We start from the raw sequence: 15,706 nt of genomic DNA, 5'->3' as shown, positions 1-15,706 counted from the left end.
CGATGCGCCTCTCCCCTGCCCTCCTATTGCCCTGGATGCTGACCGCGGCCCTGGCGTGCCGCTCGGCGCCCCGCGTGCCGGACCTCCCCTTGCCCACGGAGCAGGAGGCCCGGGCGTCCGCCAGCACGAGCAACACCCTGGGGGCCGGGGACGTGGTGGAGGTGCGCGTCTTTCAGGAGCCGGACCACTCGGGCATCTGGCTCGTGTCGCCGGAAGGCACCATCGACTACCCGCTGTGCGGCAAGGTGGAGCTGGCGGGGCGCACCTCCAGCACCGCCGCGGACGCGCTGCGCGGCTGCCTGGCCCGCTACCTGCGCAACCCCCAGGTGGCGGTGCTCATCCGCGAGTACAACTCCAAGAAGATCTTCGTCTTCGGAGAGGTACAGAAGCCCGGCACGTTCCCCTACGACGGGGAGATGAACATCATCCAGGCCATCACCCTGGCGGGCGGCTTCACCAAGCTGGCGGCGAAGAACAGCACCAACGTGACGCGGCTGGTGGACGGGCAGGAGCGGAAGATCCGCGTGCCGGTGGAGGACATCGGCGTGGGCCGGGAGAAGAACTTCCTCCTCCAGCCCGGCGACATCATCTTCATCCCCGAGAGCTTCTTCTAGACGCGCGGCAGGCGGCCCAGTTCCTGGAGGAACAGGTGGCACTCGCGCTGGAGCTCCGTGGCCAGCCCCGGCGCGCTCGCCAGCACATCCCCGCGCATCACATCGAAGGGCTGCCCGTCGATCTGCGCCATCAGCCCGCCCGCCTCCTGCACCAGGAGCGAGCCCGCGCCGATGTCCCAGGGCTTGAGGCCAAACTCGAAGAAGCCATCGAAGCGCCCAGCGGCCACGTAGGCCAGGTCCAACGCGGCACTGCCCGTGCGGCGGATGCCCTGGGCCCGGCGGACGATGCGGCTGAAGAGCCCCAACGGGCCCTCGGGCCGCTCGCGCAAGTCGTAGGGGAAGCCCGTGCACAGCAGGGCCCGCTCCATCTGCGTGGTGTCACTGGTTTTCAGGGGCCGGCCGTTGAGCGTGGCCCCCTCGCCCCGGGCCGCCGAGAAGAGCTCGTCGAGCATGGGGTCATACACCACGCCGGCCCGCACGCCATCCGGGCCATCCACGGCCAGGCTGACGCAGAAGTGCGGGACGCGGTGCGCGTAGTTCGTCGTGCCGTCCAGCGGATCGATGAGCCACCGCAGGCCCGTGCCCTGGGAGGCGCCACTCTCCTCGGCCAGGATGGCGTGGTGCGGGTAGCGCGCGTGCAGGAACTGGAGCAGCGCGGCCTCGGACGCCTTGTCCGCGTCGGTCACCAGGTTCGAGGGGCTGCCCTTCAATTCGATGGTGCGCTCGCCCAGAAAGCGCTCGGCCAGAATCTTCCCCGCGAGCCGGGCGGCCTCTTCCGCGATGCGGCGCAGCGCCGCGGGCGTCTCCTGTTCCATGGACGGGTCCTCCTTTTCACTCCGCTCGCTCGGCGAGGAGCTGTTCGATTTCCGTCTGGTACTTCTGGAGGAACTCCTCCGTGAAGCCCTCGTGGACGAAGCGCACCACGCCCCGGCGGTCCACCAGGAACGTGGAGGGCATCATCCGCACCTTCAGCGTCTTCTCCGCCACGGCCGCGTTGGCGTCCACGAGGATGGGCAGCGCCACCTTCGTCGCCGCCACGAAGGCGGGAATGGCGCGCTCGTCCTCATCCACGTTCAGCGCGTACACCTTGAGGCCGCGGGGGCCGTACTCCTTGGCGAGCTGCTCGTAGAGCGGCAGGGAGTCCCGGCACGGCTCGCACCAGGTGGCCCACACATCCAGCAGCACCACGCTGCCCCGGTCGCTCGCGACACTGTAGGGCTCGCCGCCCGGGTAGCGCTTCACCTCGAAATGCAGCGGCGCCCCTTTGTTGGAGGTGCCTTCCCCGGAGAGGGCCGAGCGCTGGGTCTGCCGGTCCTCGACGAGAGACGGCAGCTCCGAGTTCCGCGCGCACGCCGTCAGCACGAGGAAGGCACAGGCTCCAAGCACGGTGCGCATGGCTAACCTTCCCCGCCCTGCGCCTGGAGCGCGGCGAGCACCTTGTCGATGAACCCGCCGAAGGAGCCGTTGCTCATCACCAGCAGCACGTCCCCCTTGCAGGCGTCGCGGGCCACGCGCTCCAGAAGCGTGGGCACGTCGGCGGCGTGGTCGGCCTCGATGCCCTGGGCCTTCAGGGCCTCGCAGAGCTGGGGCACGTTCAGCTCCTCGTTGGTGGGCACCTTGTCATGGCGCTCGGGCACCTTGAGGCTGGCCCGGTTGGCGCCGGTGAAAGCGTGGGCATAGTCCTCCTGGTGGATGTTGCGGCGGCTGGTGTTGGAGCGCGGCTCGAAGATTGCCCACAGCCGCCGCTCCGGGTAGCGGTGGCGGATGGCGGCGATCGTCTCGCGCACGGCGGTGGGGTGGTGCGCGAAGTCGTCCACCACCAGGATGCCGCCGGGCTCGCCGCGCACCTCCTGGCGGCGCTTCACCCCGCGGAAGCTGGCGAGCCCCTGGGCGATCTCCTCGAAGGAGAGCCCCAGGCCCCGCGCCGCGGCGATGACGCTCAGCGCGTTCTCCACGTTGTGGAGGCCCGTGAGCTCCATGCGCGCCGTGCCCAGCACCGTGCCCCGCTCCACCACATCGAAGCGCGCGCCCTCGGCGCCGAAGGAGACATTCCGGGGCGTGTAGTCCGCCTCCGCGCCCTCACGGGCCACATAGGTGACGACCCGGCCCCGCGTACCGCCAGCAATCCGCAGCGCGTTCGGGTAGGCCGCGCACACCACGAGCTGCCCGTCCGGCGGGATGAGCCGCACGAACTTCTCGAAGGTGGCCTCGTAGTGCGGCAGGTCCCGGAAGATGTCCGCGTGGTCGAACTCCACGCTGGTCAGGATGGCGGTGCGCGGCTGGTAGTGCAGGAACTTGGAGCCCTTGTCCCAGTATGCCGTGTCGTACTCATCGCCCTCGACGACGAAGTGCGGCCCCTTGCCCACGCGGTAGTTGCCCGCGTAGTTCTGGGTGACGCCGCCCACCAGGAAGGAGGGGTCCTTGCCCGCCGCCACCAGCACGTGCGCCATGATCGAGGAAGTGGTCGTCTTGCCGTGGGTGCCGGCCACCACCACCGAGTGGGACTGCTTGAGGAACAGGGAGCCGAGCGCCGCGGGGAAGCTCATCTGCCGCAGGCGGCGGGCGCGCACCTCGGTGGCCTCGGGGTTCACCCGGCGGATGACGTTGCCGATGATGGCGAGGTCGGGCTTGGCCGCGTCCAGGTTCTCGGGGCGGTAGGGGGTGACGACGGGAATGCCCCACGCCTGGAGCATGTCGCTCATGGGGGGATAGACGTTCTCGTCGCTGCCCGTCACCTCGTAGCCGGCCGCCTTGAGCATGCCGGCGAAGGAGCCCATGCCCGTGCCCGCCACGCCCAGCAGGTGGATGCGGCGCACGGCACCAGGCTCGATGGTCTCCAGGACGTTTCCGTTGTCGTCAGCCATGATTCCCTTGCTTCGGTTCGTCGAGTCTCTCAAGGCCCAGGGCCTCTATCACCAGGTCGTGGAAGACGGGGCGGAACTCGCGGATGCGAGTCTCCTGGCGGCCATGGGCCACCCGGTTCGTCACGAGCGCCACCACCAACGCACGGCGCAGGTCCACCCAGAGGCTGGTCCCGGTGAAGCCCAGGTGCCCCACGGCACCCGGGGGCGTGTTGCCAATGAACTGGCCCGCGCTGGAGTGCTCCAGCGCGGGGGAGTCGAAGCCCATGGAGCGCGTGCTGCCCGGCACGAGCGGATCCGTGGCGAGCGTGCGGTGCCACAAGGGCCCGGGCGCGAGCGTGGGACTGCCCGCGCACCCCTCCAGCACGGCCTGCCCGAAGCGGGCCACGTCCACCGCCGTGCCGAAAAGCCCCGCGTGCCCGCTCACGCCGTCCATCACCCAGGCATTGTCGTCGTCCACCTCGCCCGGAGCGCTGGCCCGGCGGGGCAGCTCGCCCCACAGGCCCTCCTGGCCGGGAGCGGGCTCGCGGGGACGGGTGGCGCCGGTGGGCGCGACGGTCCCATCCAGGGGCTGCTCCGAGAGGCGGTGGAAGCGCGTCCCGAGCCCCAGCGGCTCGGCGACATGGCGCTGGAAGAGCACCTCCAGCGGCGCCCCGGCCGCCCGGGAGAGAATCTCCCCCAGGAGGATGAACCCCACGTCGCTGTAGGCGGCCCGGGTGCGGCAGGGGGCGGCGAGCGGGGTGCTCGCGGCGGCCTGGACGAGCGCCTCGCGTGCCTGGACCCGGACGGAAGGCGGGCAGGCCGGGTCGAGCAGCTCCGGGGTGGAGGTGAGCACCTGGGCGAAGAAGGGCACGAAGGGAGGCAAGCCCGAGCGGTGGTACAGCAGGTCCGCCACCGTGGCCCCGGCCTCACCCACGGGAGAGCCGGGGAAGAACCGCGCCACCTGCGTCTCGGGGCCCAGCTTGCCGTCCGTCCAGAGCCGCAGGAAAAGCGGGGCCGTGCAGAGCGCCTTGGTGAGCGAGGCCAGGTCGAACCGCGTGCCACCCGTGGCCGCGCCGGCCACGCCGCCAAACACCTGGACGCCGCGGTGAAGCACCACGGCCTGGGCCGCCGGGAAGATCTTGAGCTCCACGGCCTCTTCGAGCACGGACTGCAAGCCACCGATGAGGCTCATTCGCGCACCGCCCCTTCCAGGAAGGAGAGCCGGGCCGCATCCGCCTCCAGCCGGACGGAGACGCCCAGAGGAACGGGAAAGTTCAGCGTCCCATGGCCGATGGGGAAACCCGCCGCGCAGGGCAACCCTTCCTCCTCGGCAAGCGAGCGCAGCACGTCCACGCTTGAGTACTCCGCGCCCTTCTCCTCGCACACGGTGAAGTCGCCCAGGACGATGCCCCGCACCTGCCGGAAGAGCCCGGCCAGGCGCAGCTGGGTCCACATCCGGTCCAACCGGTAGGGGCGCTCGCCCACATCCTCCAGCAGGAGCACGGCGCCCTCGAACGAGGGCAGGTAGGGCGTGCCCACCATGCTCGTCAGGACTGCCAGGTTGCCCCCCAGCAGCGGCCCCTCGGCGGTGCCCGCCACGAAGGTGGCCGTGCCCGAGAGGGGAGGCGCGGGCGAGGGGGACTCCAGAAGGTGGAAGAGCCGCTCATGCACCTCGGAGGGCTGCTTGCCGAGCTGGGTCAGCACGGGGCCGTGCACGGAGACCCGGCCCTGGGCCTGAAGCGCGAGGTGCAACGCGGTGATGTCCGAGAAGCCCACGAGGGCCGAGGCACCGCCCTCCGCGAGCGGAAGCCCGGGCAGCAAGCGCATGCTCCCGTAGCCGCCCCGGGCGCAGAAAATGGCGCGGCACCGGGGGTCCCTCAAGGCCCGGGAGAGCTCCTCCTGGCGCCGCGAATCCTCCCCCGCGAGGTACCGGTAGGACGAGAAGAGGTCCGGGCCGTACACGGGCGAGTACCGCTGCCCGATGACGGCCAGACCCGCTTCGAACCCGGCCCGGTCGAAGGGCCCAGCGGGGGCAACGACGTGGACGGAGTCACGAGGACGAAGGGGAAGCGGCTTCTGCCAGCGCACGGGCGCCTTCATAGCACCCAGCGCAAGAGGGGCACGGGTCTTCGAGGGCGCCGGGAAAGCAAGCGTCCACAACCCCGCCCTCCCCTACCCCGAGCGCTCCAGGACGGCCGCGAAGAAGGCATCCGTGCCCTGCCGGTGGGGCGCACAGAGGAAAAAACCCTCCTGGAGGCACGCATCCGGAAGCCAGCCCGCCCCGGGGCGAATGAGCCGGAAGTCCGGCCGCTGGCGCAGGAACTCGGCAACGCGGTCCTGGTTCTCGGCCCGGTTCACCGTGCAGGTGGCATAGACGAGCCGCCCACCTGGACGTACCTGGGCTCCCGCCTGGGCTAACAGCTCCCGCTGGAGGGGAACGAACGCCTCCAGCACCGCCGGGGTCTTCAGGAAGCGCAGGTCGGGCCCCCGGCGCAGCGAGCCCAGCTCGGAGCAAGGCGCATCCACGAGCACCCGGTCCACGCTCAGCCCCCCGGGGGGTGCCCGGAGCACCTGCACCCGGGACAGTCCGGCCCGGGCACACCGCAGCAAGAGCCGGTCGAGCCGCCCGGCATCCGGGTCATACGCCAGCACCTGGCCCTGGTTCTCCATGGCGGCGCCGAGCTGGAGCGTCTTCCCCCCCGCGCCGGCGCAGAGGTCGAGCACGGTCTCTCCCGGGCGCGCCTCCACGAGGAGGCCCAGGAGCTGACTGCCCTCGTCCTGAACCTCGAAGAGCCCCTCCTGAAGTGCTTTGAGGCCATAGAGGTTGGGCCGCGCTCCCTCGATGTGGAGCGCCAGGGGGCTCCACGTCCCCGGCCGGGTCTGAACGCCCTCGGAGCGCAACTGAGCCGCCAGCGCTTCACGCGAAATCCGGAGGAGGTTCACCCGCAGCGTGATAGGCCCCGGGACATTGAGGTGGGCACAGAAGTCCTCGGCCTCGGAGCCCCACTCGCGGACGAAGTGGTCCGCGAGCCAATCCGGAAGGGACGCCCTCAAGGCGAGCGAGGGAGGCACCTCCGGAACCAGGGGCACCGGCGCCTCCAGCCCAGCCCAGGCAGCAGCCTCGCCAGAGGCCACCCCGGCAAGGCTGTGCAAGAAGGCATAGAGGAGCCAGGGAGCAGGAGCCTCCTCTCGCCCCAGCAGGAAGCCAAGCCGCCGCCGCCACAGGCCGACATTGAAGGTGGCCTCCTTGAGTGCCTGGCGCTGCTCCCGGGAGAGGGACCGGTGCTCCCGCAGAGTCCGGTCCAGGACGCGCTCCGCAGGGGTCCCCGAGAGGACGCGGTCCAGCGCCTCCCCGGCCACAGGGGCGATTCCGGCCAGGGCGGACCAGGGCTGGAGACGCAGACGTGCGAGAGGATCGAAAGGGACTGTTGACAGAGCCGGCTCCGTTTTCTAGAAAGCACCTCGCCGCAGCGGCCTCGGTCGCGGCGGCGGACATATTCCCCGATAGCTCAGCTGGTAGAGCGGGTGACTGTTAATCACCATGTCCGTGGTTCGAGTCCACGTCGGGGAGCAAGATTCGAAGGGCCTTGGGCGAAAGTCCAAGGCCCTCTTCTTTTGCCCTCCCCTCTCCGTGGGCAAAATTTGGGCACTCCCCAAGGGTTTTCCCAGTAGAGGCGCTCATTCGGCCACAAGAGTCCGCGGACGACGATGCGCTTCTACGCGACGCACGCCATCCAAGAGATGGGCGAGCGCGGACACGCTGACAAGCGGCAGGGCATCACGCCAGGATCTCGATTCCGACCAAGACTCCATCCTGGTCGAAGTCGAGCACCACCTCAGGGCCCGTGTAGGAGCCCATGAGTTCGGTCAGCCTGAGCGACTTCGACATCTTGCAGATTTCACCGGGGTGACTTGGGAGGCGCAAATAGGCTACGTCCTGATCGTCCTCGGAGACTCGCAGATCGAAGCGCCCGAGCGTCTTCTTGGAATCCGCCTGCCCCATTACGGCCTCCACTGCAAAACGGTCTTCAGCTTCAATACACCATCCCTGAATTGATAGACGACCGCACCTCCTCGGCCAAAACCAGGAACGATGACGCGGTCCACGTGGGCCGTGTCTCGAATGGTTCCGGGCGGAAGCCCCGACTTCTCGATCTGTCGGCCGAACTCCTGCAAAGCCGCGCGGGCCTCCTGCACGCTTGAGAAACCAGCCCGTTCAACCGCACGTTCCGCCGCGTGCGGCATGTTGCTGTTGACTACCTTTTCGAGGTGAATATCCGATGCGCCTCTTGTCAACTCACCCGAGGCATGATCGTTGTCTTGGCCACCTCCGGCCGACATCGCGACCGCATTGGGGGCGAGGGTGATGGTGACGGTCGCGGCACTCACGACAACCGTCTCTACCTCCCCCACTGCCGCGAGGCTGATTCCCAGCTGCGTCTCCGCCTGCGCAGCCGCCTGCATCGCGCCGGGCAGCGTCGGCACCTTCGCCGCCAACCCCGTCGCCGTGTTGCCGAGAGCCACCGTGGCCAGCATGGCGAACGCACGCGCTGCGTTGCGGCCCATCACCTTGCCGTAGCGCTCCCCGGCCTCGCGCAGTTCGTTGAACCTGGCGGCCCGGTCCGCCTCGTCCATCAGCCGCTTGAAGCCCACGACGAGACCCCAGAAGGAGTCAACGCCCACGTAGGCGATGAGTGTGGCGGTCATCGCCGCCGCGAGGCCCTTGGAGACCGTTACGTCGGGAATGGAGAGGAGGACCATGTACGTCGTCCAGGTCCAGAGAACCGCCGCCACCATGGCGTGTGGATCGGCCATGTCCTTGAACGCTTCCAGCATCTCGTCGAGCACGGCGCCCTTGGCGAGGGCCAGGGCCAGAGCGAAACGGCCGTCCCCGTTGACGACGGGGCTCTCCACCAGCAGACGCAGACAGTCGCCCGTCCTCCCGGTGCGCTCGCACCAGCGCAGATAGGCCCTCGTCAACTCCACCTCTGCTTGCGGCGCGTCGGGCTCCAGTGCGGAGCCCTCCAGCGGAGTCACACGGTGGGTGCGCGGATTGAAGAGGTAGGCACCGCTGCGGGCGTCCACGCCGAAGAGTCGCCGAGCGGCCCCCGGCGGGTTGGCCGAGGGCCGCCTCTCCCGCGCCAGCCGAGCCACGGCCTCCTTGAACTCGCGCCGCTCCAACTCCACCGGCTCGGCCTCGTCACTGCCTGGCTTGAAGACGAGCGGAGGGCCCCGGCCCGTCTCCAGGCGTACCACGCGCCCCGAGGCGCAGCCCGTCACCAAGGCCAGCAGCACCAGCACCACGGCACGATGCACTTTCAAGAAGCCCCCCAGCCGCAAAGGGCTTCATGCTCGGGGGAGCGGCAGGGCAGCGACCAGAACCCACTGGCAGGGGCAGCCGCCAAGACCTTGCGGATAGGGCGCCCGCCCAGGTGAGCACGCCGTGGCCTCCCAGGCAGGCAAGGCGCCCACCTCCTCCACACCGACAGCACCCGCAGTGGCCCGTCCCGCCTACCCTCCAGCGTCAGCTTCGCGTCTTCCACCGTCCACGGCGTCGCGCCCTTCTGGGTTCGTTAGCTCCAGCCACACCGCCATGCGGCCCACGGCGCGGAAGCTCGCAGCGGGAAAGAGCGGTGGTTTCCTAAACCGCAGGCCACTGGTTCGATTCCAGTCGGGGCCACTCGCCCTGCTTCCCAAGTCCGTGGAAGCAGGGCGTTTTTTCTGTCCGGTGGCGTTCAGTGACGTTCAGGCGGGTTCGCTGGATTTGGTACCCGTTTGGTACCGAGTTTGCCCCTCCTGAAGCGCTGTCTCGGTCGCGCCTCGAACCCCCGAGCAGTAAGGGGCTCCACTCAAGCCCGTGGGAGCCCCTCCGTAGCGTGAGCCCTGACGAGGTGTGGCTGGGGAGGGGGCAGGTGGAGAAGCGCGGGTGGGAGTAGCGGCGCAGGCAGCCGGAGGGGACGGTGCTGTACGAGGCGGTGAGGGAGAACCTGGCCACGCTGATGGAGGAGGCGAGCGAGGTGGAGCGCGGCCTGCCCCGGTACGTGGAGCGGGACTTTGCCCGGTACCTGGAATGCGGAGTGCTGGCACACGGCTTCGCGCGGGTGCGCTGTGAGAGTTGCAAGGACGAACTGCTCGTCGCCTTCTCGTGCAAGGGCCGAGGGGTGTGTCCCTCCTGCAACGCGAAGCGGGCGCAGGTGCGAGGCTAGGAGTGTGTTGAGCTAACGAGCCAGGGGCGTCGGGCGGACGGCTCGGCGCCTGATTCCTCCACGGGGAGCGAGCCCGCCGCCACGCAGCGACCGTGGCGCGGTACAGCTTCAGCAGATTGTGGGTCAGGCAGATGAGCGCCCACTCCCCGCGAGCCTTTGCCAGCCCTCGCAGCAGCAGTTGCCGAAAGCCTCTCACCTGCTTGATTTGTCCAAAGGGTGCCTCTGCCACCGCCTTTCGACGCGCGTACACCGCCCGGCCTTTCTTCGTCCTCAGTCGTCGGGCCATCCAGTCTTTGAGGCTCAAGTCCTGGGGCATTCTGCCCCTCACCGGCACGGGCTCTTCGCCGTGTTTCAGCCGCCCCGTGGCCAGGTACGCATCGATTCCCAGGCACGTGCCTTTCACCACATTGTCCTCGCTGAAGTAGCCTGCGTCGGCCGTCACCACCCCGGGTACTCCTGCGCAGTTCTCCACCACCTGCTCCATCAGCGGCACGAAGTGCTCCACGTCCGGTGCTTGGTTCGTCAGTGGGCTTGCCCCGATTTAGTGGCTCTCCCGCACTTCGTGTGGATCCTGGCCAAATCCGGCCGGCCCCCCCAGAGCGCTTGCCTGCTCACCGTTGCTGAAGCACATAAAGTGCGGGAAAGCCCCAAAACCGGGGCAGGCTCACGGCGCGCGTTGCGGTGCTGATTCGACCGGACGGACACGTCGCGTGGGTCGGGGAGGGCACGAACCAGGGTCTGCGTGAGGCCCTGACTCGATGGTTCGGGCCTCCGCGTGCGACGTAGCGTGTTTCGCTTATCTCAGCGGGGTACTACATCTCCCATCTGATTCTAGCTGAGCTGGGACGGCGCGACGAGGATCTGGCGAGGTACGAAGAGCCCATCCTCCAGTTATTGAGGTCCGAGTCCGGGGGCCAGCTGCGGCATGGGTGGGCGAGCCTCCGGTACTTCTACCCACTCGGGCGAAAGCGCTGGCGGACTACAACCCCGGGGCTTCGTCCAAGGAGTGTCGACGACAGGTGGAGGAGGTCCTCACCCTGTCAGCCGGTTGAGCAGGCGCCGGCCGGAATCGGCGGTGAGGTGACACCCAACGAGACCTGCACGAGCCATCTGCGCGCGAAGTAGGATGCGCGCATGCTCAAGGTCTACGGCTTCTCCCGAGTGAACAAGATGGCCCGCGGCAAGACCCGCGACCTGCGCGTGCTGTGGGCGCTGGAGGAGATGGGTCTGCCCTACGAGGTCGTGGGGATGGATCATCCGAAGCACGACCTCGATACGCCCGCGTATCGCGCGCTCAATCCGTTCGGACAGGTTCCGGTGATCGACGACGATGGCGTGGTCGTCACCGAGTCGGGCGCAATCCTGCTCTACCTCGCCCGCAAGAGCGGCAAGCTGATGCCGCGCGACCTCGCCGGCGAAGCGCAGGTGCTGCGCTGGTGCGTCGCGGCGCTGAACACGATCGAAGTCCCGATCCTGACCGCGTGGTTCGCCGACCTGAACGGCGGCAAGGGCACCAAGGCAAGCGATGCGCTTCACCAGTGGGGGGACATGCGCCTGAAGCAGCTCGACGGCTGGCTCGCGGGCAGAGAGTTCGTCGCGACCGACGAGTTCACAGTCGCGGACCTGTTGATGACGCATGTGCTGGGCGCTGGCGTCGACGAGAGTGTCGTCAAGGACTATCCAAACGTGCTCGCCTTCCAGAGGCGCTGCATCGCGCGCCCGGCCTGGAAGAAGACGTTCGACGCCTACTGCGACCGCGTCGAAGCGGACTGAGAGCGGGGCGCAGCGCTTCGGGGCGGACTTGGCGCCGTTTCCCATGCGGGTGCGCATCAAGGCGGCGTGCAACAAGCTGCCCGCGTTCCTGGCGAAGCAGCCGGACGTGCAGCCGGGCTGAGCTTCGCGGTACTGGAGCTGTGGAGTACGGGCCGACTGCGCACGGTGGTGCACGCCACCTTCCCGCTCGCCGAGGCCGCGCGGGCCCACCAACCCCTGGAGGGTCGGGAGAACCTGGGGCGCGTCGTCCTCACCATCGGAGCGGAAGCCTAGGGCCCACAGCCTAGCCACTCGAAGAACGCGGCATGGGCGGTGACTGCTTCGGGGGGGATGTTTCCGACGGAGCGCTGGAGGCAGTAATAGGACTTGAGCTGCTGATCCTCAGCCTTCGTCCGCGGGCCCAGGAGCACTTCGAGCGGCTTCACCCTCAGAATCTCGAGTTCCTCCTTCCGCAGCGGCCGTACGCCCTGGACTCCGTGAGACGTGAGCCGGGTGTCCAGGCGGATGAGCTCCAGCTTCTGGCCGTGCGTCGACCAGGTGATTCTGGCCCAGGTGGGGCCAACGAACTCCCCGTCCCGCAGGCGCATGGGATTCATGCCTCTCGCGTACGCGTAGAAGGCAAACGTCGGCTCCACGAGGGGCCACGTCATGGGAAGCGGGTCGCTGAGGCGGGTATCCCAGCTGATGAACCCGGCGTCGGCTGGATTCTCCCGCCTCGTATCCACGGACTCCTTCCAGGTCTTTTTGGCCGCGGCCTTGACGCTGGCGACGATGGCCACGGTGTCGAAGGGCGGGTGGTCCGGTGGGCTCATGCTCTCTCCATGGGAGCGCGAGTGCGCCGGGGCGCCCTCGTGCGTTGCCAGCGTACCGCAGGCTGTACCGCATCGGATTGATGAGACACCAGGGTGGCTGTCATCAGGCCGCCCGCCGCTGCATCAGCTCCCGCCGGGCCTGACTCGGCGAGAGGAAGTCGTGGCGCTCCCGTAGCCGCAGCACCTCGTCATCCGCTGCCTCCGGCCCCCGGCTCTTCAGGTTGGCCTCGGGTAGCGTGGAGGGCGCCATCGACCTCCGTCACCTCGACGTAGGCGTACCGGCCACGCCGGGCACTCGCGACGCTCCGCACGAGGTACAGCCCCGGCGCCGTCACCCGCACCGTGGCCGTGCCGTTGCCCAGGCTGTTGAGGTCCGCCGTCCCACGCAGCCACCGCACGCGCCACTCAGCGCCTGCGGGCTGGAGCTCGGCGACGTCGCCCCGCCTCTCGTGGACGAACACCCTTACCGTCAGCGCTCGCCGGCCGTCGGCATCCTCCGTCAGCCGCATCCGCGCGGGGGCTCCCCCGTGCGCGCAGTAGGCATCGGGCACGGGCAGGGCAATACCCCGAGGGGGGTAGCCGTCAGCGGAGGAAGGGGTGAACTCAAGCCCAGGGCCTGCAGCGCCACGCGGGTCCGGCATCCCACATCCCCGCGCGCCTGCACCGCGGGCCACACATACCCCGAGGGCAGGAACCACCGCTCCAGCCGCACCACGCCCCGCACCACCAACTCCCCTCCCCTCTCCGGCGGCAGCGAGAGGGTGAACCCGAAACGCTCCACCGAGGTGTTCGCAAGCCGCCAGAGCGCCTCCTCGGGCGCGGACTCGGATAGGCCGATCTGTCCCTGCGCCACCGGGAGCGGCTCCCCGTCAAAAGCCACGCTCACCTCGCTCACACGGACACCCAGAAAGGCGGCGTCGATGAGCCAGCGGCGCAGAGCATCCCCAGTTCCTCACGCCGGCCGGGCCAGCGCAACCGCGTCAGGACCCGCGGGGAAACGGAGCTTCTCCGACGTGTCGTTCGCGGCATGCCACACCACTTCGGCCACGTCGGACTCACGCGTCACCGCGGCCGGCTGCCCGAATGAAGCGAAGATGCGCTGTGCGAACGGCGCATACGCCTCGGGAAACAGCCCTTCCATGCGAGCACCTCCGTTGCTCGTGAAGCGGGTGCTCGGGCAATAGCCCGGCTCGACGAGCTTCACGCGCAGGTTGAAGGCTTCGAGTTCGAACGCGAGCGACGCCGTGAACCCTTCGATGGCCATCTTGCTCGCGGTGTACACGGCCACCAGCGGCATCGGCGCCAGCGTCGCGCTGGACGTCACGTTCACGACCACGCCCGACGTGCGTGCACGAAACTGGGGCAGCACTGCCTGCGTCATCGCCATCACCCCGAAGACGTTGGTCTCGAACACCTCACGCACCGTGGCCATCGGCGTGGCCTCGAAGGCCCCCATGAGCCCGAGGCCCGCGTTGTTGACGAGCACGTCGATGGGTCCGCTCGCCTCCAGCGCCTCCGCGATGCTCTCGGGCTTCGTCACGTCGAGCGGCACCACGTGCAGCCGGTCCGAACGAGGGAGGACATCCTCGCGTGGGGTTCGCATGGTAGCGACTACATTCCAGCCCTGCGCGTGAAAGTGGCGCGCGGTCTCGAGTCCGTAGCCGGAGGAGCAACCCGTGATGAGCACCGTCTTCATGACAACCCTCCCGCGTTGAGCTTGCCGCCGGCGGGCACTTCGTCCTGATACTGCGCCTCGCCAATGACGAGCGGGGCAAGTTCGGCGAGAAGTGCCTGGGCCCGTGGGCTCGCGAAGTTCGTGGCGTGCGCCTCCTTCGTGGCTCCCCCCTCCGTGACATCGCCCCTTCCCGGGAGAGCAGTCATTGTCGCCCGGAATCCGTACGTTGCCCTCATGTCGACTCCCTGCCGCGATTCACGCGGCGTTGATGGTCCCAAGGTACTTGCGGCCGTCAGGACTCTCCACCATGCATGGTCCATATTTCTTCTGTTAGAGTCCGGCCGTGGCCGACCCACTCTCGGAAGTCATCTCCCTGCTTCAACCACGAGCCGTCTTCTCGAAGGGCATCAGCGGAGCAGGCCGCTGGGGGGTTCGCTACTCGGACTTTGGCCAGCCGAGTTTCAGTGCCGTGCTCGAAGGAAGCTGCCGGCTTGCTGTCAACGGCCAGCCCGCCCTCACGCTCGAGGCGGGCGATTTCGTGCTCCTGCCGGCGACGCCGGGCTTCACCCTGTCCGGCTTCGAGCCGGTGGTACCCGAGCGCATCGACGCCAAGGCGACGCCTTCTCCGAAGGGGGAGGTGCGTTACGGCACGCGTGGCGGCCGTCCCGACGTGCGCATGCTCGGCGGTTACTTCGTCTTCGACTCGCCTGACGCGGCCCTGCTGGTGTCGTTGCTCCCGGCTCTTGTGCACGTGCGCGGCGTGGAGCGGCTCTCGGCGCTGGTACAGCTCGTCCGCGACGAGGCGAGCGACCAGCGCTCGGGCCGAGACCTCGTGCTCACGCGTCTCGTGGAGCTACTGCTCATCGAGGCGCTGCGCTCGACACCAGGCGCCAACGCGCCTCCAGGGCTCCTGCGCGGCCTGGCAGATGCGCGGCTCGCTCCCGCGATACGGCAGATGCATGGTCACCTCACGCGGCCGTGGACGGTGGCGCAGCTCGCGAAGAGCGCGGCCCTCTCGCGCTCGGCGTTTTTCGACCGCTTCACGCGCACCGTGGGTCTGCCCCCCATGGAGTACCTGCTGGGCTGGCGGATGGCCGTTGCGAGGGGGCTGCTTCGCCGCCGGGAACTCGCCATCACAGAGGTCGCCGAGCGCGTCGGGTACAGCTCGGCGAGCACCTTCACGACGGCGTTTAGTCGACATGTGGGCCAGTCTCCGGGCCGCTATGCGCGGTCGAGCTAGGCGGGAAGCCCCTGGGCGCCGAGGACCGCGCCCATCGAGGCGTTGTTGACAATGGAGCCGCGTCCCTGCCGGAACACCTACTGCAATTCGTACTTCATGCAGGTCCAGACGTCGCGCAGGTTGATGGACATGACGCGGTCCCGCTTTTCCCCGCTCGGGAGTGAGATCGAAGCGCTTCGATTGCAAGTCACTGGAATTTCTATTCTTCGATAAGGGACGCAATCCCATAGCCACCACGGACTTCAGTTCCACCACGGTGGAGAACAGCAACTCCCGGGTGTACTGCCGCTGCCGATGCGCCTCGAACAATGAGTCCATCCACTCCGTGCTGATGGCATGCTGCAGCACCAGCCGTGCCATGACACTGACAGGGCATTTTTTCACGAACCGCTCAAGGATTGCATCAACGGCCATCACACCTCTCCAGTCGTGGGGGCCTCCTTGATTCGCAGCAACAGCCCTCTATCCCGGATCGATCACGGGTAGAGGGAACACCGCGTAGCGACCGACCGATAAGTGGAGAGTTCTCAAGGCTTTCCATCT

The 15,706-nt window shown here is 68.5% G+C and carries 17 protein-coding genes, 2 tRNA genes and 4 pseudogenes; 8 read left to right on the top strand and 15 right to left on the bottom strand.

What is annotated here, in order from left to right; translation table 11 throughout:
• The first annotated feature begins 2 nt into the window (after nucleotides 1-2).
• Entirely contained in the window at nucleotides 3-614 is a 612-nt protein-coding gene (locus KY661_RS32955; protein ID WP_143101274.1) for a polysaccharide biosynthesis/export family protein, read from the top strand.
• On the opposite strand, the gene KY661_RS32950 is transcribed toward KY661_RS32955, so the two are convergent.
• The 6 genes from KY661_RS32950 to KY661_RS32925 all read right to left on the bottom strand — a co-directional run bounded on the left by KY661_RS32950 (nucleotide 611) and on the right by KY661_RS32925 (nucleotide 6,817).
• Nucleotides 611-1,429 (bottom strand): inositol monophosphatase family protein, encoded by an 819-nt coding sequence (locus tag KY661_RS32950; RefSeq protein ID WP_225413972.1) that lies wholly within the window; start codon nucleotides 1,427-1,429, stop codon nucleotides 611-613. The genes KY661_RS32955 and KY661_RS32950 overlap by 4 nt on opposite strands.
• 16 nt (nucleotides 1,430-1,445) lie before the next feature.
• Complete coding sequence (locus KY661_RS32945; protein WP_225413971.1) at nucleotides 1,446-2,009, bottom strand: TlpA family protein disulfide reductase; 564 nt, start codon at nucleotides 2,007-2,009, stop codon at nucleotides 1,446-1,448.
• A 2-nt stretch (nucleotides 2,010-2,011) separates the two neighbouring features.
• A complete protein-coding gene (mpl, locus tag KY661_RS32940; protein ID WP_225413970.1) occupies nucleotides 2,012-3,478 on the bottom strand; it encodes a UDP-N-acetylmuramate:L-alanyl-gamma-D-glutamyl-meso-diaminopimelate ligase in 1,467 nt (488 codons plus the stop codon).
• Entirely contained in the window at nucleotides 3,471-4,649 is a 1,179-nt protein-coding gene (locus KY661_RS32935; protein WP_225413969.1) for a serine hydrolase domain-containing protein, read from the bottom strand. The genes mpl and KY661_RS32935 overlap by 8 nt, the downstream gene beginning before the upstream one ends.
• A complete protein-coding gene (locus tag KY661_RS32930) occupies nucleotides 4,646-5,557 on the bottom strand; it encodes a S66 peptidase family protein (RefSeq protein ID WP_225413968.1) in 912 nt (303 codons plus the stop codon). Before KY661_RS32930 ends, KY661_RS32935 begins: the two co-directional genes overlap by 4 nt.
• Nucleotides 5,558-5,629: 72 nt before the next feature.
• Nucleotides 5,630-6,817, bottom strand: coding sequence for an RsmB/NOP family class I SAM-dependent RNA methyltransferase (locus tag KY661_RS32925; protein WP_225413967.1), 1,188 nt, complete (start codon nucleotides 6,815-6,817; stop codon nucleotides 5,630-5,632).
• A gap of 138 nt (nucleotides 6,818-6,955) precedes the next feature.
• On the opposite strand from KY661_RS32925, the gene KY661_RS32920 reads away from it, so the two are divergent.
• Nucleotides 6,956-7,028 (top strand) — tRNA-Asn (locus tag KY661_RS32920).
• Nucleotides 7,029-7,235: 207 nt separating this feature from the next.
• On the opposite strand, the gene KY661_RS32915 is transcribed toward KY661_RS32920, so the two are convergent.
• Together KY661_RS32915 and sitA5 are read right to left on the bottom strand one after the other, a co-directional pair.
• Complete coding sequence (locus KY661_RS32915; protein ID WP_225413966.1) at nucleotides 7,236-7,460, bottom strand: DUF2283 domain-containing protein; 225 nt, start codon at nucleotides 7,458-7,460, stop codon at nucleotides 7,236-7,238.
• Nucleotides 7,460-8,779, bottom strand: a complete 1,320-nt coding sequence (gene sitA5 / locus KY661_RS32910) for a SitA5 family polymorphic toxin (protein WP_263437562.1) — start codon at nucleotides 8,777-8,779, stop codon at nucleotides 7,460-7,462. Before sitA5 ends, KY661_RS32915 begins: the two co-directional genes overlap by 1 nt.
• 290 nt (nucleotides 8,780-9,069) lie before the next feature.
• Between sitA5 and KY661_RS32905 the strand changes: the two genes are divergently transcribed.
• Nucleotides 9,070-9,137: transfer RNA gene (locus tag KY661_RS32905), tRNA-Arg, on the top strand.
• 352 nt (nucleotides 9,138-9,489) lie between these two features.
• Nucleotides 9,490-9,645: pseudogene (locus tag KY661_RS37925) on the top strand (transposase zinc-binding domain-containing protein); the annotation flags it as partial.
• A gap of 100 nt (nucleotides 9,646-9,745) precedes the next feature.
• On the opposite strand, the pseudogene KY661_RS32895 reads toward KY661_RS37925, so the two are convergent.
• Nucleotides 9,746-10,204 (bottom strand): annotated as a pseudogene (locus tag KY661_RS32895) (transposase); the annotation flags it as partial.
• A gap of 116 nt (nucleotides 10,205-10,320) precedes the next feature.
• On the opposite strand from KY661_RS32895, the pseudogene KY661_RS37850 reads away from it, so the two are divergent.
• From KY661_RS37850 to KY661_RS37845, 3 genes and pseudogenes are all read left to right on the top strand, one after another.
• A pseudogene (locus tag KY661_RS37850) lies at nucleotides 10,321-10,449 on the top strand (aromatic-ring hydroxylase C-terminal domain-containing protein); the annotation flags it as partial.
• 348 nt (nucleotides 10,450-10,797) lie between these two features.
• The gene (locus KY661_RS32890) at nucleotides 10,798-11,436 is read left to right on the top strand and encodes a glutathione S-transferase family protein (protein ID WP_225413965.1); all 639 of its coding nucleotides are present in this window, start codon (nucleotides 10,798-10,800) and stop codon (nucleotides 11,434-11,436) included.
• A 117-nt stretch (nucleotides 11,437-11,553) separates the two neighbouring features.
• Nucleotides 11,554-11,709 carry a zinc-binding dehydrogenase gene (locus KY661_RS37845; protein ID WP_225414010.1) on the top strand — a complete coding sequence of 52 codons (156 nt, stop codon included), beginning with the start codon at nucleotides 11,554-11,556 and terminating at the stop codon, nucleotides 11,707-11,709.
• Here KY661_RS37845 and KY661_RS32880 read toward each other — a convergent pair.
• The 5 genes from KY661_RS32880 to KY661_RS32860 all read right to left on the bottom strand — a co-directional run bounded on the left by KY661_RS32880 (nucleotide 11,706) and on the right by KY661_RS32860 (nucleotide 14,129).
• Entirely contained in the window at nucleotides 11,706-12,248 is a 543-nt protein-coding gene (locus KY661_RS32880; RefSeq protein ID WP_225413964.1) for a hypothetical protein, read from the bottom strand. The genes KY661_RS37845 and KY661_RS32880 overlap by 4 nt on opposite strands.
• A gap of 188 nt (nucleotides 12,249-12,436) precedes the next feature.
• Nucleotides 12,437-12,757 carry a hypothetical protein gene (locus KY661_RS32875; protein ID WP_225413963.1) on the bottom strand — a complete coding sequence of 107 codons (321 nt, stop codon included), beginning with the start codon at nucleotides 12,755-12,757 and terminating at the stop codon, nucleotides 12,437-12,439.
• Entirely contained in the window at nucleotides 12,748-13,143 is a 396-nt protein-coding gene (locus KY661_RS32870) for a hypothetical protein (RefSeq protein ID WP_225413962.1), read from the bottom strand. Before KY661_RS32870 ends, KY661_RS32875 begins: the two co-directional genes overlap by 10 nt.
• A 57-nt stretch (nucleotides 13,144-13,200) precedes the next feature.
• Nucleotides 13,201-13,944 (bottom strand): SDR family oxidoreductase, encoded by a 744-nt coding sequence (locus KY661_RS32865; RefSeq protein WP_225413961.1) that lies wholly within the window; start codon nucleotides 13,942-13,944, stop codon nucleotides 13,201-13,203.
• Nucleotides 13,941-14,129: a hypothetical protein gene (locus KY661_RS32860; RefSeq protein WP_225413960.1), complete on the bottom strand. Its 189-nt coding sequence runs from the start codon at nucleotides 14,127-14,129 to the stop codon at nucleotides 13,941-13,943. The genes KY661_RS32865 and KY661_RS32860 overlap by 4 nt, the downstream gene beginning before the upstream one ends.
• 137 nt (nucleotides 14,130-14,266) lie before the next feature.
• Between KY661_RS32860 and KY661_RS32855 the strand changes: the two genes are divergently transcribed.
• Nucleotides 14,267-15,163 carry an AraC family transcriptional regulator gene (locus tag KY661_RS32855; protein ID WP_225413959.1) on the top strand — a complete coding sequence of 299 codons (897 nt, stop codon included), beginning with the start codon at nucleotides 14,267-14,269 and terminating at the stop codon, nucleotides 15,161-15,163.
• A gap of 213 nt (nucleotides 15,164-15,376) precedes the next feature.
• Here the strand turns inward: KY661_RS32855 and KY661_RS32850 are convergent.
• Nucleotides 15,377-15,577: pseudogene (locus KY661_RS32850) on the bottom strand (IS4 family transposase); the annotation flags it as partial.
• Between the last annotated feature and the right edge of the window lie 129 nt (nucleotides 15,578-15,706).

This window comes from Allostigmatella hybrida (assembly GCF_020103775.1).
Taxonomy (GTDB): Bacteria; Myxococcota; Myxococcia; order Myxococcales; family Myxococcaceae; genus Hyalangium; species Hyalangium aurantiaca.
The sequence above is the reverse complement of the archived record's forward strand: the minus strand, read 5'-3'. Positions and strand labels throughout refer to the sequence as shown.

Bases quoted from the DNA above. Each gene is read 5' to 3' on its own strand.
- KY661_RS32935 (WP_225413969.1), bottom strand. From the start codon at position 4,649: ATGAGCCTCATCGGTGGCTTGCAGTCCGTGCTCGAAGAGGCCGTGGAG.
- KY661_RS32875 (WP_225413963.1), bottom strand. From the start codon at position 12,757: ATGCGGCTGACGGAGGATGCCGACGGCCGGCGAGCGCTGACGGTAAGG.
- KY661_RS32950 (WP_225413972.1), bottom strand. From the start codon at position 1,429: ATGGAACAGGAGACGCCCGCGGCGCTGCGCCGCATCGCGGAAGAGGCC.
- KY661_RS32880 (WP_225413964.1), bottom strand. From the start codon at position 12,248: ATGAGCCCACCGGACCACCCGCCCTTCGACACCGTGGCCATCGTCGCC.
- KY661_RS32860 (WP_225413960.1), bottom strand. From the start codon at position 14,129: ATGACTGCTCTCCCGGGAAGGGGCGATGTCACGGAGGGGGGAGCCACG.
- KY661_RS32915 (WP_225413966.1), bottom strand. From the start codon at position 7,460: ATGGGGCAGGCGGATTCCAAGAAGACGCTCGGGCGCTTCGATCTGCGA.
- KY661_RS32955 (WP_143101274.1), top strand. From the start codon at position 3: ATGCGCCTCTCCCCTGCCCTCCTATTGCCCTGGATGCTGACCGCGGCC.
- KY661_RS32930 (WP_225413968.1), bottom strand. From the start codon at position 5,557: ATGAAGGCGCCCGTGCGCTGGCAGAAGCCGCTTCCCCTTCGTCCTCGT.
- KY661_RS32865 (WP_225413961.1), bottom strand. From the start codon at position 13,944: ATGAAGACGGTGCTCATCACGGGTTGCTCCTCCGGCTACGGACTCGAG.
- KY661_RS32890 (WP_225413965.1), top strand. From the start codon at position 10,798: ATGCTCAAGGTCTACGGCTTCTCCCGAGTGAACAAGATGGCCCGCGGC.
- KY661_RS32945 (WP_225413971.1), bottom strand. From the start codon at position 2,009: ATGCGCACCGTGCTTGGAGCCTGTGCCTTCCTCGTGCTGACGGCGTGC.
- mpl (WP_225413970.1), bottom strand. From the start codon at position 3,478: ATGGCTGACGACAACGGAAACGTCCTGGAGACCATCGAGCCTGGTGCC.